The sequence below is a fragment of the Agarivorans sp. Toyoura001 genome, assembly GCF_005405585.1.
Taxonomy (GTDB): Bacteria; Pseudomonadota; Gammaproteobacteria; order Enterobacterales; family Celerinatantimonadaceae; genus Agarivorans.
In genome coordinates this window covers 1-15,241 of record NZ_BJEQ01000033.1, presented here as the reverse complement: position 1 = coordinate 15,241, position 15,241 = coordinate 1, and the positions used below count along the sequence as shown (strand labels likewise).

At 44.7% G+C, this 15,241-nt stretch carries 15 protein-coding genes and 2 tRNA genes; 15 read left to right on the top strand and 2 right to left on the bottom strand.

Annotated features, from left to right (window positions below; genetic code table 11):
- Together FFR00_RS21380 and yhbY are read right to left on the bottom strand one after the other, a co-directional pair.
- Positions 1-85 (bottom strand): valyl-tRNA synthetase (locus FFR00_RS21380; RefSeq protein WP_137672878.1); only part of this gene is annotated, 85 nt, incomplete at its 3' end.
- A gap of 75 nt (positions 86-160) precedes the next feature.
- Positions 161-457, bottom strand: coding sequence for a ribosome assembly RNA-binding protein YhbY (gene yhbY / locus FFR00_RS21375; protein ID WP_137675443.1), 297 nt, complete (start codon positions 455-457; stop codon positions 161-163).
- Between the two features lie 114 nt (positions 458-571).
- Between yhbY and rlmE the strand changes: the two genes are divergently transcribed.
- From rlmE to FFR00_RS21300, 15 genes are all read left to right on the top strand, one after another.
- Positions 572-1,201 carry a 23S rRNA (uridine(2552)-2'-O)-methyltransferase RlmE gene (gene rlmE / locus FFR00_RS21370; RefSeq protein WP_137675442.1) on the top strand — a complete coding sequence of 210 codons (630 nt, stop codon included), beginning with the start codon at positions 572-574 and terminating at the stop codon, positions 1,199-1,201.
- Between the two features lie 49 nt (positions 1,202-1,250).
- Positions 1,251-3,182 carry an ATP-dependent zinc metalloprotease FtsH gene (gene ftsH / locus FFR00_RS21365; protein WP_137675441.1) on the top strand — a complete coding sequence of 644 codons (1,932 nt, stop codon included), beginning with the start codon at positions 1,251-1,253 and terminating at the stop codon, positions 3,180-3,182.
- Positions 3,183-3,241: 59 nt separating this feature from the next.
- The gene (folP, locus tag FFR00_RS21360; RefSeq protein WP_137675440.1) at positions 3,242-4,072 is read left to right on the top strand and encodes a dihydropteroate synthase; all 831 of its coding nucleotides are present in this window, start codon (positions 3,242-3,244) and stop codon (positions 4,070-4,072) included.
- Complete coding sequence (gene glmM, locus FFR00_RS21355; RefSeq protein WP_137675439.1) at positions 4,072-5,409, top strand: phosphoglucosamine mutase; 1,338 nt, start codon at positions 4,072-4,074, stop codon at positions 5,407-5,409. Before folP ends, glmM begins: the two co-directional genes overlap by 1 nt.
- Positions 5,410-5,569: 160 nt before the next feature.
- Positions 5,570-5,914, top strand: a complete 345-nt coding sequence (gene secG / locus FFR00_RS21350; protein WP_137675438.1) for a preprotein translocase subunit SecG — start codon at positions 5,570-5,572, stop codon at positions 5,912-5,914.
- Between the two features lie 5 nt (positions 5,915-5,919).
- Positions 5,920-6,005: transfer RNA gene (locus FFR00_RS21345), tRNA-Leu, on the top strand.
- Between the two features lie 53 nt (positions 6,006-6,058).
- Positions 6,059-6,135, top strand: a tRNA-Met gene (locus tag FFR00_RS21340).
- Between the two features lie 176 nt (positions 6,136-6,311).
- Complete coding sequence (rimP, locus tag FFR00_RS21335) at positions 6,312-6,740, top strand: ribosome maturation factor RimP (RefSeq protein ID WP_373681423.1); 429 nt, start codon at positions 6,312-6,314, stop codon at positions 6,738-6,740.
- Positions 6,741-6,752: 12 nt separating this feature from the next.
- Positions 6,753-8,249, top strand: a complete 1,497-nt coding sequence (nusA, locus tag FFR00_RS21330; RefSeq protein WP_137675436.1) for a transcription termination factor NusA — start codon at positions 6,753-6,755, stop codon at positions 8,247-8,249.
- A gap of 23 nt (positions 8,250-8,272) precedes the next feature.
- Complete coding sequence (gene infB / locus FFR00_RS21325; protein ID WP_137675435.1) at positions 8,273-10,930, top strand: translation initiation factor IF-2; 2,658 nt, start codon at positions 8,273-8,275, stop codon at positions 10,928-10,930.
- A 91-nt stretch (positions 10,931-11,021) separates the two neighbouring features.
- Positions 11,022-11,444, top strand: a complete 423-nt coding sequence (gene rbfA, locus FFR00_RS21320) for a 30S ribosome-binding factor RbfA (RefSeq protein WP_137675434.1) — start codon at positions 11,022-11,024, stop codon at positions 11,442-11,444.
- Entirely contained in the window at positions 11,444-12,391 is a 948-nt protein-coding gene (truB, locus tag FFR00_RS21315; RefSeq protein ID WP_137675433.1) for a tRNA pseudouridine(55) synthase TruB, read from the top strand. The genes rbfA and truB overlap by 1 nt, the downstream gene beginning before the upstream one ends.
- A 101-nt stretch (positions 12,392-12,492) precedes the next feature.
- Positions 12,493-12,762 carry a 30S ribosomal protein S15 gene (rpsO, locus tag FFR00_RS21310; protein ID WP_016402372.1) on the top strand — a complete coding sequence of 90 codons (270 nt, stop codon included), beginning with the start codon at positions 12,493-12,495 and terminating at the stop codon, positions 12,760-12,762.
- Between the two features lie 184 nt (positions 12,763-12,946).
- The gene (gene pnp / locus FFR00_RS21305; RefSeq protein WP_137675432.1) at positions 12,947-15,061 is read left to right on the top strand and encodes a polyribonucleotide nucleotidyltransferase; all 2,115 of its coding nucleotides are present in this window, start codon (positions 12,947-12,949) and stop codon (positions 15,059-15,061) included.
- 96 nt (positions 15,062-15,157) lie between these two features.
- The coding region (locus FFR00_RS21300) for a valyl-tRNA synthetase (protein WP_137672878.1) at positions 15,158-15,241 on the top strand (84 nt) is incomplete at its 3' end.

The window sequence follows — 15,241 nt, the reverse complement described above, 5'->3', positions numbered from 1 at the left end:
CGATGCGCGCTACGACACCTAATTTAAAGGCTAAGGTGTAATCTCGTTGTGTGCGCTTACGGCTTGAGTTAATGGGTGTTGTCATAAAGAAGTCCTCTTTATGTCAACCTATTTCCGGACGGGACAATGAGTTAAAAAAAAGCGGCTAAAGCCGCTTTTTTTATTTTCTTGGTAGTTCGATTTTCTTAGCGTCGCTAGGGCGGTAAATGACCAAGATATGTCCAATCACTTGAACTTTTGCTGCCTCTGCTTTACTTACAATAGTGTCTGCAATTAATTGCTTCATTTCTCTATCGTCAGTGGCAATTTTCACCTTGATTAATTCATGGTGCTCTAAGGCCAGCTCTATTTCTGCCAAAATCCCTTCGGTTAGCCCATTAGACCCAAGCATCACAACTGGCTTTAGGTTATGAGCCAAGGATTTCAGGTGTTGTTTTTGTTTGTTAGTCAGTTGCATGAAACTTTCTGCTTACTCGGGGTTGAAAAAAGCACATTCTAGCGCCATCTAAGTCTTAATACTATTTTATAATCAACATACCGTGTGGTTTTGTAACTATAGTGGAAACAATTTGTGACCAATAAAAAACATACAGCCAGTTCTAAACGCTGGTTAACTGAACATTTCGACGACCACTATGTACAAAAAGCGCAAAAGCTAGGTCTGCGTTCGCGCGCTGTATTTAAAATTGAAGAAATTCAAAATAAAGACAAATTACTTAAACCTGGCATGACAGTAGTGGACTTAGGCGCCGCCCCAGGTGGTTGGTCGCAATACTGTGTAGAACAGGTGGGTCTGGATGGACATGTTATTGCGTGTGACATTTTACCAATGGATCCGATTGCGGGCGTAGATTTTCTATGTGGCGATTTCCGTGAGGAAGATGTACTTAACGCTTTGCTTGAGCGAGTAGGCGAGAAGAAAGTTGATGTTGTGCTGTCTGATATGGCGCCAAACATGAGCGGCAACAATAATGTTGATCAATCACGTGCAATGTACTTGGTTGAACTAGCATTAGAGATGTGTCGAGAAGTACTTGCACCTAAAGGGTGTTTTGCCGTTAAGGTATTTCAAGGCGAAGGTTTTGATCAATACCTACAAGAAGTACGTTCTATGTTTACCAGCGTAAAAACACGCAAACCTGACTCTTCTAGAGCTCGCTCTAGAGAAGTCTATATAGTGGCTAGTGGCTTTAAACTATAGTAGGCTAGCTAATAATTCTTATTTAAATATAACCGGTGAGGTTTACGTCTTGAGTGACATGGCAAAAAATCTGATTCTATGGCTAGTAATAGCAGTGGTTTTGATGTCTGTATTCCAAAGCTTTAGCCCTGATTCAAACAGTGGTCGGCAAATGGATTATTCCACCTTTGTTAAGGAAGTGAATCAAGAACAGATCCGCGAAGTGAGAATCAGTGGGCAAGATGTTCGAGGCATCAAGCGTACTGGTGAACAGTTCAGCACAATCATTCCTCTGCATGATAAAGACCTGTTAAATGATCTTATCAACCACAACGTGAAGGTATTGGGTGAGCAGCCAGAAGAACAAGGCTTGTTAACCTCTATCTTTATTTCGTGGTTCCCAATGCTACTGCTGATTGGTGTTTGGATCTTCTTTATGCGTCAGATGCAAGGCGGTGGCGGTAAAGGCGCAATGTCATTTGGTAAAAGTAAAGCGCGCTTAATGAGCGAAGACCAAATTAAAACTACTTTTGCTGATGTTGCTGGTTGTGATGAAGCGAAAGAAGAAGTCAGTGAGCTGGTTGATTATCTGCGCGACCCTACTAAATTCCAAAAGTTAGGCGGTAAAATCCCTACTGGTATTTTGATGGTGGGTCCTCCAGGTACAGGTAAAACCCTATTAGCTAAAGCTATTGCTGGTGAAGCTAAAGTTCCGTTCTTCACTATCTCTGGTTCTGATTTTGTAGAAATGTTTGTGGGCGTGGGTGCATCTCGTGTGCGCGACATGTTTGAACAAGCTAAAAAGTCGGCACCTTGTATTATATTCATCGACGAAATTGATGCGGTAGGTCGCCAACGTGGTGCAGGTTTAGGTGGTGGTCACGACGAACGTGAGCAAACTCTTAACCAAATGCTCGTAGAAATGGACGGCTTTGAGGGTAACGAAGGTATTATTGTTATTGCTGCAACTAACCGCCCTGATGTATTAGATCCAGCTTTACTGCGTCCAGGTCGTTTTGACCGTCAGGTAACAGTAGGTCTGCCTGATATTCGTGGACGTGAGCAGATTCTTAAAGTGCATATGCGCAAAGTTCCTCTAGGCGATGGCGTAGATGCTGCAGTTATTGCACGTGGTACTCCAGGTTTCTCTGGTGCTGATTTAGCTAACCTAGTAAACGAAGCTGCGCTATTTGCGGCTCGTGGTAGCAAACGCACAGTTTCAATGGAAGAGTTTGAAAAAGCTAAAGACAAAATCATGATGGGCGCTGAGCGTAAATCTATGGTGATGACTGAAGCTGAGAAAGAGATGACTGCTTACCATGAAGCGGGTCATGCTATTGTTGGGCGCTTAGTGCCTGAGCACGATCCTGTTTACAAAGTAAGTATCATTCCACGAGGTCGAGCTTTAGGCGTCACGATGTACCTACCTGAACAAGATCGAGTGAGTCATAGCAAGCAACACCTAGAGAGTATGATTTCGAGTCTCTACGGTGGTCGATTAGCTGAGCGCATTATTTACGGTGATGAGAAAGTATCTACAGGGGCGAGTAACGACATTGAACGCGCAACTGAAATTGCACGTAAAATGGTTACCCAGTGGGGCTTATCTGACTCTATGGGACCGTTACTATACGCTGATGAAGAAGGCGAAGTGTTCTTAGGTCGCAGCGCTGCTAAGACTAAGCATATGTCTGACGATACAGCTAAGGCTATCGATTTAGAAATTCGAGCGGTGATTGATCGTAACTATAAGCGCTCAGAAGCATTACTCAACGAAAATATGGATGTATTACATTCCATGAAAGATGCGTTGATGAAGTATGAAACTATTGATGCTAAGCAAATTGATGACTTGATGGAACGCAAAACACCGCGTCCACCTGCTGATTGGGATGATTCAGATAAGCCAAATAATCCGCCAGAGTCTAACGACAAGGGCGATGAGCCAAAGGCTGAGACACCTGAACAACCAAAAACTGTAGGTGAAGATCCAGCACAGTAATTGGTAATAATCTATTAGCCCTGTAAGTTGCTTGCAGGGCTTTTTTGTAAGTAAAAAATATGACTCAAGCATTCAATATTGGCCCTCATCAGTTTTCTCGACCGGTGATTATGGGCATTCTTAATATCACTCCAGATTCTTTTTCAGATGGTGGCAGCTATTTTGCTCGTCAGCAGGCATTAGCGCGCGTAGAACAAATGTTAGAGGAGGGGGCTGATATTATAGACGTTGGTGGCGAATCGACTCGCCCTGGCGCCCCTGAGGTAAGTCTTGAAGATGAGTTAGATAGAACCGTGAGTCTCATCTCCGAGATCAAGCAACGCTTCGAGTGTTTAGTTTCTATTGATACCAATAAACCTGAAGTGATGCTGCAGGCCGTTACAGCCGGTGCCGATATCATTAATGATGTTTGTGCTTTAAGCAAACCCGGTGCTTTAGAGGTAGCCGCTAGCTTAAACGTACCCGTGTGTTTGATGCACATGCAGGGGCAACCGCGCACTATGCAAGCAAATCCTGAATACCAAGATGTTATTAGCGAAGTAATCACTTACCTAAAGCAGCGAGTTGAGAGCTGTGTTGCGGCAGGTATTTGCCAATCGAATATAATAGTTGACCCTGGTTTTGGATTTGGTAAAACTCTTGACCATAATTTTCAGCTGTTAGCTCAACTTAATGAGTTTAAACAGTTAGGTTTGCCCATATTGGCAGGCATGTCGCGTAAAAGCATGTTCGGTAAATTATTGTCTACATCGACAGATAATCTATTAGCAGCAAGTATTACCGGCGCAGTGTTAGCGGCTCAACAAGGAGCCCACATATTTCGTGTGCATGACGTTAAAGAAACGGTAGATGCACTAACAATTTTTTCTAAAGTACAGATGAGTAAGTAATGACAAGACGATATTTTGGCACGGATGGTGTTCGTGGAAAAGTGGGTGAATACCCGATCACTCCCGAATTTGCATTAAAACTAGGATGGGCTGCAGGTAAGGTATTGTCGAGTACTGGAACGCGTAAAGTGTTAATTGGTAAAGACACCCGTATTTCTGGTTATATGTTGGAGTCGGCCTTAGAAGCTGGGCTTTCGGCAGCGGGTGTTCAAGCAAGCTTTGTTGGCCCTATGCCAACCCCTGCAGTCGCTTATTTGACACGTACTTTCCGTGCAGAAGCGGGCATTGTAATCAGCGCTTCACATAACCCTTACTACGACAACGGTATCAAGTTTTTCTCAGCTGGCGGCACTAAATTGCCTGACGATGTAGAACTGGCCATTGAAGCTGAGCTTGATAACCCTATGACGTGTGTAGAGTCTGCGGCGTTAGGTAAAGCCCGCCGCATCGAAGACGCAGCAGGTCGTTACATTGAGTTCTGTAAGAGTACATTTCCTAACAAATTCAGCCTTGCTGGATTAAAAATAGTAGTCGATTGTGCTCATGGTGCTACCTACCATATCGCACCTAAAGTGTTTAGTGAGTTAGGCGCTGAAGTTATCGCGATTGGTAATCAGCCAGACGGGCTAAATATTAATGAGAAATGTGGCGCTACCGATACCGGCTTATTAGCTGAGCAAGTGTTAGAGCATAAAGCCGATTTAGGTATTGCTCTTGATGGTGATGGCGACCGCGTGATGATGATCGATCAACACGGTGTGCAAGTTGACGGTGACGAAATCCTCTACATTTTGGCTCGAGATGCCAAATTAAGCCATCATTTAAGTGGTGGGGTTGTTGGTACGTTAATGAGCAATTTAGCGCTGGAACAGGCATTTGCTGATATGGACATTCCATTTAGCCGTGCAAAAGTAGGTGACCGTTACGTTATGGAGCAGCTTTCTGAAAAAGGCTGGAGCTACGGCGGCGAAAACTCAGGCCATATTATTTGCCTAGGTCATACCACCACTGGAGATGGTATTGTTGCTGCATTACAGGTGCTAGCCGCTATGTTGGCGCAAAAGCAAAGTTTGCGCGGTTTATTAAGCGAGCTGACTTTATACCCACAGTTGCTAGTGAACGTTCGTTTTAAAGGCGAATCAGATCCACTGAGTAGCGATTTGGTCAAAATGGCCCAGCAAAAAGCCGAAGCGCAGTTAGGTGATTCTGGTCGCGTTTTATTGCGCAAGTCCGGAACTGAGCCATTGCTACGTGTAATGGTAGAAGGTGCCGATTCCGCATTAGTTGAACAATGCGCAAACGATATTGCTGAAGCAGTACGTGTTGCTTGCGATTAAAGCGAACAATATTTAAACGGTTGAACACAGAGTAAAAGTTTTTTGAAGCTGGTGCTTGTATTAGTCGCAGAGGTTCGCTAATATCTCGCCCGCTTTGGTGACTTGTGTTTCACTAAATGACGGTCGGATTAAAGGCCGACCCAGACTTAGGTGAAAGAGAATGTACGAAATTTTATTAGTAGTTTATTTAGTAGTAGCGCTAACCTTAATTGGCTTAGTGTTAATTCAGCAAGGCAAAGGTGCCGACATGGGCGCATCTTTTGGTTCTGGCGCGTCAAACACTGTGTTTGGTTCTTCTGGTTCAGGTAACTTCCTAACTAGAGCAACGGCCATTTTTGCTACCTTGTTTATTGTTATCAGCTTAGTGTTAGGCAACCTCTCTGCCAAACAAACACAACAAGTTGATGAGTGGGGCGATTTATCGCAACCTGCAGCAGAACAAGTTATCCAAGATGGTGATGTACCGGTATCACCTGCTAGCCCAGGTAGCGACGTACCAAACTAATTTTAGCCGAGGTGGTGGAATTGGTAGACACGCTACCTTGAGGGGGTAGTGTCCTATGGACGTGCGGGTTCAAGTCCCGCTCTCGGCACCAATAGTTATTTTTGCATACTGTCAGAGTGATTGTTATAATCCTCGGCAATCGGACGCGGGATGGAGCAGTCTGGTAGCTCGTCGGGCTCATAACCCGAAGGTCGTCGGTTCAAATCCGGCTCCCGCAACCAACTATCAAATACTTCGGTATGGGTAGTGTAAAAGGCTCAGAAATTTTAAAGCCCCGCTTCATTCGGGGCTTTTTGTTATTTTCGCGCCGCACCTTAGGTGCTAGAACTGGGCTTTTACGCCCTTTTTTTGTTTCTGGAGGGGAACCTTGGCAACTGTAGAACAACGACTAACTGACATGCTTACTCCAGCGGTTGAAGCGCTGGGATTTGAGTTGGTAGGTATTGAATATGTCAGTGCTGGCAAGCACTCCATTGTACGTATCTTCATTGATCATGAAGACGGTATTAACGTGGATAACTGCGCCGACGTAAGTCGACAAGCTAGCGCTATTTTGGATGTTGAAGATCCAATTAGTACCGAATATAACCTTGAGGTGTCATCTCCTGGTTTAGAACGCCCCCTTTTTAAAGCGGAACACTACCAACGTTTTATTGGCGAGATTGCTTTTTTGCAAGTACGTATGCCGGTAAACAATCGCCGCAAATGGCAGGGTGAAATTATTGCTGTAGAAGACGACACTGTCGTACTTGCAGTAGACAAAGAACAACATCGGATCGCGCTGGGTAACGTACAAAAAGCGCATCTAGTTCCCCAGTTTGATTAAAGAGGGCCAGGAATGAACAAAGAAGTCTTGTTGGTTGTTGACGCGGTATCTAACGAAAAAGCGTTGCCGCGCGAAAAGATTTTCGAAGCTATGGAAGTCGCCTTAGCCACTGCAACCAAGAAAAAATATGAAGGTGATATCGAAGTTCGAGTAGATATCGACCGTAAGGACGGTAGTTTTGAAACGTTCCGTCGTTGGATGGTGGTAGAAAACCAAGAAGCGATTGAGAACCCATATCGTGAAATTACGTTAGAAGCTGCCCAATACGAAGAACCAGATAAAGAACTTGGTGATTACGTAGAAGAGCAAATTGAGTCAGTAGTATTTGACCGTATTACTACACAAACTGCTAAGCAAGTTATCGTACAAAAAGTACGTGAAGCTGAGCGCGCTCAAGTGGTTGAGCAGTACTTCGATCAAGTTAACGAATTAGTAACAGGTGTTGTTAAAAAGGTAAGCCGTGAAAATATCATTGTTGACCTAGGTAATAACGCAGAAGCAGTGATTCATCGTGAAGAATCTCTTCCTCGTGAAGCATTCCGACCAGGTGACCGAGTGCGTGGTTTACTTTATGAAGTTAAACCCGAAGCGCGTGGTGCCCAATTGTTTATGAGCCGTACTCGCCCTGAAATGCTGATTGAATTATTCCGCATTGAAGTGCCAGAAATTGCTGAAGAAATGATTGACCTTAAAGCGGCTGCCCGCGATCCAGGTTCTCGTGCAAAAATCGCAGTGAAAAGTAACGATCGCCGTATCGACCCTGTTGGTGCGTGTGTGGGCATGCGCGGCGCGCGTGTTCAGGCTGTATCGGGTGAGTTGGACAATGAGCGTGTAGATATTGTGCTATGGGATGATAACCCAGCACAGTTTGCGATTAACGCTATGGCACCAGCTGAAGTTGCCTCAATCATCGTTGATGAAGATAGTCATTCAATGGACATTGCTGTTGAAGCTGACAACTTAGCGCAAGCGATTGGTCGCAATGGTCAAAATGTTCGTCTTGCTTCTCAACTAACAGGTTGGGAACTTAACGTGATGACCGTTGAAGATGCTAATAGCAAGCATCAAGCTGAAGCACAAAAAGCGGTAGATACTTTTGTACAATATTTAGATATTGATGAAGAGTTCTCTGAAGTACTTGCGGAAGAAGGTTTTACCACTCTAGAAGAAATTGCTTATGTACCGGTTAACGAGTTACTAAGTATTGAAGGTCTAGATGAAGATATGGTAAATGCCTTGCGCGAACGTGCTAAAGCAGCACTCGTTACAGAAGCTTTAGCTAAAGAAGAGTCTTTAGATAATGCTGAACCAAGTGAAGAATTACTTGCTCTAGAAGGTATGGAACGCCACCTTGCGTTTGTACTGGCTAGTAAAGGTGTAATTAGCTTGGAAGACCTTGCAGAGCAGGGCATTGACGAGTTAGAAGATATCGAAGAATTGTCGGAAGAAAAAGCCGGCGAACTGATTATGGCCGCCAGACAGATTTGTTGGTTCGGCGACGAAGAATAAGGTCGACGGAGGATTATAGCCCGATGACAGAAGTTTCAATTAAACAACTCGCGACCGACGTGGGAACAAACGAAGATAAACTAATTCAGCAATTTGCAGACGCTGGTATTAAAAAATCTTTAACCGATAGTGTTACTCAAGAAGAGAAAACTAAGCTTCTTGAGCACTTAAAATCACAGCATGGTGAAGAAAGCTCGCCAAGCCGTATGACCTTGAAGCGCACAACAAAAAGCACCTTGAATGTTGCTGGTACTGGTGGCGGTAAAGCACGCTCTGTACAAGTTGAAGTTCGCAAGAAACGCACATATGTGAAGCGTAGCGCTGTTGAAGAACAGGCTAAGCAAGAAGCAGAAGAAAAAGAACGCATTGAAGCTGAAGAAGCTGCTCGCGTTAACGCTGAAGCTGCTGCTAAGCAAGCTGCTGAAGCGGCTGCTAAGCAGGCTGCAGAAGACAAAGTTAAGCGTGAAGAGAAAGCTGCCGCCGCTGCAGCTGCCGCCGCTAAAGCGAAAGAAGCCTCTAAGCAAGCTGATGCAGAGAAATCTCCGGAGCAACTAGCTGCTGAGAAAGAAGCTGCTGATATTGCTCGTAAGCAAGAAGAAGCTGCTATTGCTAAAGCTGAAGCCGACGCCGAGAAAAAGGCTGAAGAAGCTAAAAAGCTGGCAGTTGAAAATGCTGCTCGTTGGGCCGAAGAAGAAAAGCTTCGTAAGAAACGTGAAGAGTCAGCAGACTACCACGTAACTACCTCTACTTATGCGCGAGCCGCAGAAGATGAGCAAGAGCAAAAAGCTGAAGCACCACGTCGTAAAAAGCGTAAGCCTAAGCAAAATGACGATAACAACAATCGCCGCGGTGGCCGTAAAGGTAACAAGCGTCAGGTTGCAACACCTTCTGCTATGCAGCATGGCTTCAATAAGCCAGCGCAACCAGTAGAGCGCGACGTTCGCATTGGCGAGACCATTTCTGTTGGTGAACTAGCTAACAAAATGGCAGTTAAAGCGACCGAAGTGATTAAAGCGATGATGAAGATGGGCGCCATGGCGACCATTAACCAAGTGATTGACCAAGAAACTGCTACTTTAGTAGCTGAAGAACTTGGCCATAAAGTTGTTCTTGTAAAAGAAAATGCACTTGAAGAACAAGTTATGCAAGAAGCTGAATCAACTGGCGAGCAAACTACACGTGCTCCTGTTGTTACCATTATGGGTCACGTTGACCACGGTAAAACATCGCTACTTGATTATATTCGCCGCGCTAAAGTTGCCGACGGTGAAGCGGGTGGTATTACCCAGCACATTGGTGCTTACCACGTTGAAACTAACGGTAACATGGTTACCTTCTTAGATACTCCTGGACACGCTGCGTTTACTTCAATGCGTGCTCGTGGTGCTAAAGCAACCGATATCGTTGTGTTAGTTGTTGCTGCAGATGATGGTGTAATGCCTCAAACTGTTGAAGCGATTCAGCACGCTCGTGCGGCTGAAGTTCCATTGGTTGTTGCTGTAAACAAAATGGATAAAGAAGGCGCAGATCCTGACCGCGTTAAGAATGAATTGTCACAACATGAAGTTATTCCAGAAGACTGGGGTGGTGATGTTCAGTTTATTCACGTATCAGCGAAAAGCGGTGAAGGCATCGATGACTTATTAGAAGCCATTGTATTGCAATCAGACGTTCTTGAACTAACTGCTAGCCATATTGGTGCAGCCTCAGGTGTGGTTATTGAGTCTCGTCTCGATAAAGGCCGTGGTCCAGTTGCTTCTATCTTAGTTCAGCATGGTCAGCTGCAACGAGGTGACATCATTCTTTGTGGTTTAGAATACGGTCGTATTCGTGCTATGAGAGATGAGAACGGTAAAGATATTGAGACTGCTGGTCCGTCTATTCCAGTAGAGATTTTAGGTCTTTCTGGTGTGCCACAAGCTGGTGACGAAGCGACAGTAGTTCGTGATGAGAAGAAAGCTCGTGAAGTAGCCTTGTACCGTCAAGGTAAGTTCCGCGATGTTAAGCTTGCTCGTCAACAGAAATCTAAACTAGAAAACATGTTTGCCAACATGGAAGAAGGTGAGGTTCAAGAGCTGAACATTGTACTTAAATCTGATGTACAAGGTTCACTAGAAGCAATTGCAGATTCGTTAACTAAACTGTCTACAGAAGAAGTTAAAGTTAACATCATTGGTCGTGGTGTAGGTGGTATCACTGAAACCGACGCAACCCTTGCTGCAGCGTCTAACGCAATTGTTCTTGGCTTTAACGTTCGTGCCGACGCAACTGCGCGCCGCATCATCGAATCAGAAAGCGTAGATTTACACTATTACAGCGTAATTTATGACTTAATCGATGAAGTGAAAAGTGCGATGACGGGTCTATTAGCCCCTGAATTCAAACAGCAGATTATGGGCTTGGCAGAAGTTCGTGACGTATTTAAGTCACCTAAACTGGGCGCTATTGCTGGTTGTATGGTACTTGAAGGTCAAGTTAAGCGTTCTAACCCAATCCGTGTACTACGCGAAAACGTGGTTATTTATGAAGGTGAGCTAGAATCTCTACGCCGCTTTAAAGATGACGTAAACGAAGTTCGTAACGGTATGGAATGTGGTATCGGCGTTAAGAACTATAATGACGTGCGTGCTGGTGACCAAATCGAAGTATTTGAGATAGTAGAAGTTAAACGCACACTGTAAGTGTAAGTTTATACATTATCTCTAAGATGGGGGCTTGCGCCCCCATTTGTGTTTTTAATGCTCCCTTGGGAGTGGTATCAGGAGAAATGTGATGCCTAGAGAATTTAGCCGCCCTGATCGGGTAGCCCAACAAATTCAAAAAGAAGTTGCTGTTATTTTACAGCGTGAAGTACGTGACCCTCGCTTGAGCCTGGTAACAGTATCAGCGGTAGAAGTGACCCGAGATTTAGCTTATGCCAAAGTCTTTGTCACTTTTTTAGATGACAGCGAAGACGCCGTAAAAGCTAGCCTAGAAGCGTTAGAAGAGCATGTTAGTTATGTTCGTCATCTATTAGCTAAAGCAATGCGTTTACGTGCGGTACCAGAGTTGCGTTTTCATTACGACGGCTCATTGCGTGAAGGTCTACGCATGACAGAGCTGGCGACTAAAGCGGTAAAAGACGATAAGCAAAAAGCCGAAGCTTCTGGTCGCACATTAGTCGATGATGCAGAGCAAGAGAAAGAGGGCGAGTAATGGGACAAGGACGCAGAAAAAAGGGACGCGCGATTGATGGCATCCTTCTGCTGAATAAACCTACTGGCGTGTCGTCTAACGGCATTTTGCAGCGTATTAAGCGGATTTATTTTGCTCAAAAGGCAGGGCATACAGGCGCGTTAGATCCTTTAGCGACTGGTATGCTGCCTATTTGTTTGGGAGAAGCGACCAAGTTTTCACAGTTCTTGCTCGATTCAGATAAGCGTTACCAAGTAACTGCTCAGCTAGGGGTTCGCACTAATACCTCTGATTCAGATGGTGAAGTGGTTGAGCAACGTGAAGTAAACGTTAATCAAACAGACGTAGAAGCGGCTTTAGATACTTTTCGAGGGCCTATCAATCAAGTGCCGTCGATGTTCTCGGCGTTAAAGCACAATGGTAAGCCTTTATACAGTTATGCGCGCGAAGGTATCACTATTGAGCGCGAAGCTCGGCCGATTACAGTGTATGAGAACAACTTCATTTCGCTTGAAGGCGATATGCTAACGCTTGACGTGCACTGCAGTAAGGGTACCTATATTCGTACCATTATTGATGATTTAGGTGAAATGCTTGGCTGTGGCGCACATGTGGTTAAACTGCATCGCTCGCAAGTGGCTAGTTACCCCAGTGAGCGAATGGTGACGCCGGAGCAACTTGAAGCCTTATTGGAACAAGCCAATGAGCAGGAGATTGCACCTAAAGAGTTATTGGACCCTTTATTGTTGCCAATGGACTCTGCAGTTGAGCATTTACCTGAAGTAAATATCCCTGAAGCCTTGGGTGGATATTTAATGCAAGGCCAAGCTATGCAAGTGGCTGGCGCGCCGTTGAATGATGTGTTCAGGTTGACTATTGGCGAGCAACGCCGATTTGTTGGAATTGGCCAGCTAAATGATGATGGTTTAGTGGCGCCCAAGCGTTTGATTCAAAGCAGCGATAGTTAAGTTAGTTGCTTGCAACTGTTCTGAACGCGCTATATAATGCGCGTCCTTCTTCGCTGAGTTAGTGATTGGCGGAGAGTAAATTTACATTTTTAGGAGTTAGTATGTCACTAAGTAGCACTGAAAAAGCAGCAATCGTTGCAGAATACGCACGTGAAGCAGGAGACACTGGTTCTTCTGAAGTTCAAGTTGCTTTGTTAACTGCACAAATCAACCACTTGCAAGGTCACTTCAAGAAGCACATTCACGATCACCACAGCCGTCGTGGTCTACTACGCATGGTTAGCCAGCGTCGTAAATTGCTTGATTACTTGAAGCGTAAAAACCAAGCGAGCTACGCTGAGTTGATCGCTAAATTGGGTCTACGTCGTTAATTTTAACGTCGCCAAGAAAGAATACCGAAAGGGAGCCTTATGGCTCCCTTTTTTGTTGCCTAAATAAAAATCACAAACTCGCGCAATAACAAGGCTTTTAATAAGGATAAAGTTATCTTTTGCAATAGCATTGTTTTATACTTTAGCGCGAATTAAAAGAGCACATAAATTAAAGGAAATTCACGTGAATCCTATCGTAAAAACGTTTAAATACGGTGAGAATACAGTCACCATCGAAACTGGCGCTATTGCTCGTCAAGCAACCGCTGCTGTAATGGTAACTATGGACGATACAACAGTATTTGTATCGGTAGTGGGCAAGAAAACCGCTACTCCTGGCCAAGATTTCTTCCCGTTGACTGTTAACTACCAAGAACGTACTTACGCAGCAGGTAAAATTCCTGGTGGTTTCTTCAAGCGCGAAGGTCGCCCTTCTGAAGACGAAACCTTAATTGCACGTTTGATTGACCGTCCAATTCGTCCGCTATTCCCAGATGGCTTTGTAAACGAAGTACAAGTTGTAGCCACTGTGGTATCTGTTAACCCACAAGTACAACCAGACATTGTTGCCCTAATTGGTACCTCTGCGGCATTAAGCCTTTCAGGTATTCCATTTAACGGTCCAATTGGTGCAGCACGTGTTGGTTACATTGATGGTAACTACATCCTTAACCCAACCACTGAAGAACTTCCAGAAAGCAAACTAGACTTAGTGGTTGCCGGTACTGAAAGTGCAGTACTAATGGTTGAATCTGAAGCTGAGTTGTTGTCTGAAGAAGTAATGTTAGGCGCAGTAGTATACGGTCACGAGCAATCTAATGCGGTAATTACTGCCATTAACGAGCTGTGTGAAGAAGCGGCTAAACCTGCTTGGGATTGGCAAGCACCTGCAGTAGACGTTGTACTTAAAGATAAAGTAGCAGCGTTAGCAGAAGCTAAGTTAACTGAAGCTTACCAAATCACTGATAAAACTGAGCGTTACGCTAAAGTTGGCGAAATCAAAAAATCAGTTGTTGAAGCATTAACGGCTGAAGACGACGCACTAGACAGCCAAGACATTGGTGACGAGCTAGGCAAATTAGAGAAAAACGTAGTACGTTCACGCATTATTGCTGGTGAGCCACGTATCGATGGTCGCGAACCAGACATGATTCGTGCTCTAGACGTAATGACTGGCGTATTACCGCGTACTCACGGTAGCTCAGTATTTACTCGTGGTGAAACGCAAGCATTAGTAACCTGTACTTTAGGTACTGAGCGTGATGCTCAAATGATTGACTCGTTAGCTGGCTTGCAAACATCTCGCTTTATGTTGCACTACAACTTCCCTCCATACTGTGTTGGTGAAACTGGCTTCATTGGCTCTCCTAAGCGTCGCGAAATCGGCCATGGCCGTTTAGCTAAACGTGGTGTTGCCGCGGTTATGCCTACCTCAGAAGAATTCCCGTACACAGTACGTGTTGTTTCTGAAATCACCGAATCTAACGGTTCAAGCTCAATGGCTTCAGTTTGTGGTAGCTCATTGGCATTGATGGACGCAGGTGTTCCAATTAAAGCGTCTGTTGCGGGTATCGCAATGGGCCTAGTGAAAGAAGGTGACAACTTCGTTGTTCTTTCTGACATTCTGGGTGACGAAGATCACCTAGGAGACATGGACTTTAAAGTAGCTGGTTCTTCTGAAGGTATCTCCGCATTGCAGATGGATATTAAGATTGAAGGTATCACTAAAGAAATTATGGAAATCGCTCTTCGTCAAGCACAAGGCGCGCGTTTACATATTCTAGGTGTAATGGACCAAGCTATCGGTACTTCTCGCGAAGATATCTCTGAGTTTGCTCCACGTATCCATACGCTTAAGATTAACCCTGAGAAGATCAAAGACGTTATTGGTAAAGGTGGCGCTACGATTCGTGCACTTACTGACGAAACTGGCACTACTATCGAAATCGAAGATGACGGTACTGTAAAAGTTGCTGCTACTGACAATGCGCAAGCGCAAGAAGCGATTAAACGTATTGAGCAGTTAACTGCTGAAGTTGAAGCGGGTCAATTCTACGAAGGTAAAGTTGTTCGCTTAGCAGACTTTGGTGCATTCGTTGAAATCCTTCCTGGTAAAGATGGCCTAGTACACATTTCGCAAATCTCTCAAGAGCGTGTTGCGAATGTATCTGACCACCTAACTGTTGGCGACATCGTTAAAGTTAAAGTACTAGAAGTAGACCGCCAAGGTCGCGTACGTTTAAGTATTAAAGAAGCGGCTGCGCCTAGCGAAGCTCCAGCAGAAAAAACTGCTGAATAAACGCTTATTTAATCAGTAAAAAAGCCGGCTATACGCCGGCTTTTTTGTGTTTGTTTGTCCCGTCCGGAAATAGGTTGACATAAAGAGGACTTCTTTATGACAACACCCATTAACTCAAGCCGTAAGCGCACACAACGAGATTACACCTTAGCCTTTAAATTAGGTGTTGTAGCGCGCATC

Bases quoted from the DNA above. Each gene is read 5' to 3' on its own strand.
- yhbY (WP_137675443.1), bottom strand. From the start codon at position 457: ATGCAACTGACTAACAAACAAAAACAACACCTGAAATCCTTGGCTCAT.
- nusA (WP_137675436.1), top strand. From the start codon at position 6,753: ATGAACAAAGAAGTCTTGTTGGTTGTTGACGCGGTATCTAACGAAAAA.
- truB (WP_137675433.1), top strand. From the start codon at position 11,444: ATGGGACAAGGACGCAGAAAAAAGGGACGCGCGATTGATGGCATCCTT.
- folP (WP_137675440.1), top strand. From the start codon at position 3,242: ATGACTCAAGCATTCAATATTGGCCCTCATCAGTTTTCTCGACCGGTG.
- glmM (WP_137675439.1), top strand. From the start codon at position 4,072: ATGACAAGACGATATTTTGGCACGGATGGTGTTCGTGGAAAAGTGGGT.
- rpsO (WP_016402372.1), top strand. From the start codon at position 12,493: ATGTCACTAAGTAGCACTGAAAAAGCAGCAATCGTTGCAGAATACGCA.
- rimP (WP_373681423.1), top strand. From the start codon at position 6,312: ATGCTTACTCCAGCGGTTGAAGCGCTGGGATTTGAGTTGGTAGGTATT.
- infB (WP_137675435.1), top strand. From the start codon at position 8,273: ATGACAGAAGTTTCAATTAAACAACTCGCGACCGACGTGGGAACAAAC.
- rbfA (WP_137675434.1), top strand. From the start codon at position 11,022: ATGCCTAGAGAATTTAGCCGCCCTGATCGGGTAGCCCAACAAATTCAA.
- secG (WP_137675438.1), top strand. From the start codon at position 5,570: ATGTACGAAATTTTATTAGTAGTTTATTTAGTAGTAGCGCTAACCTTA.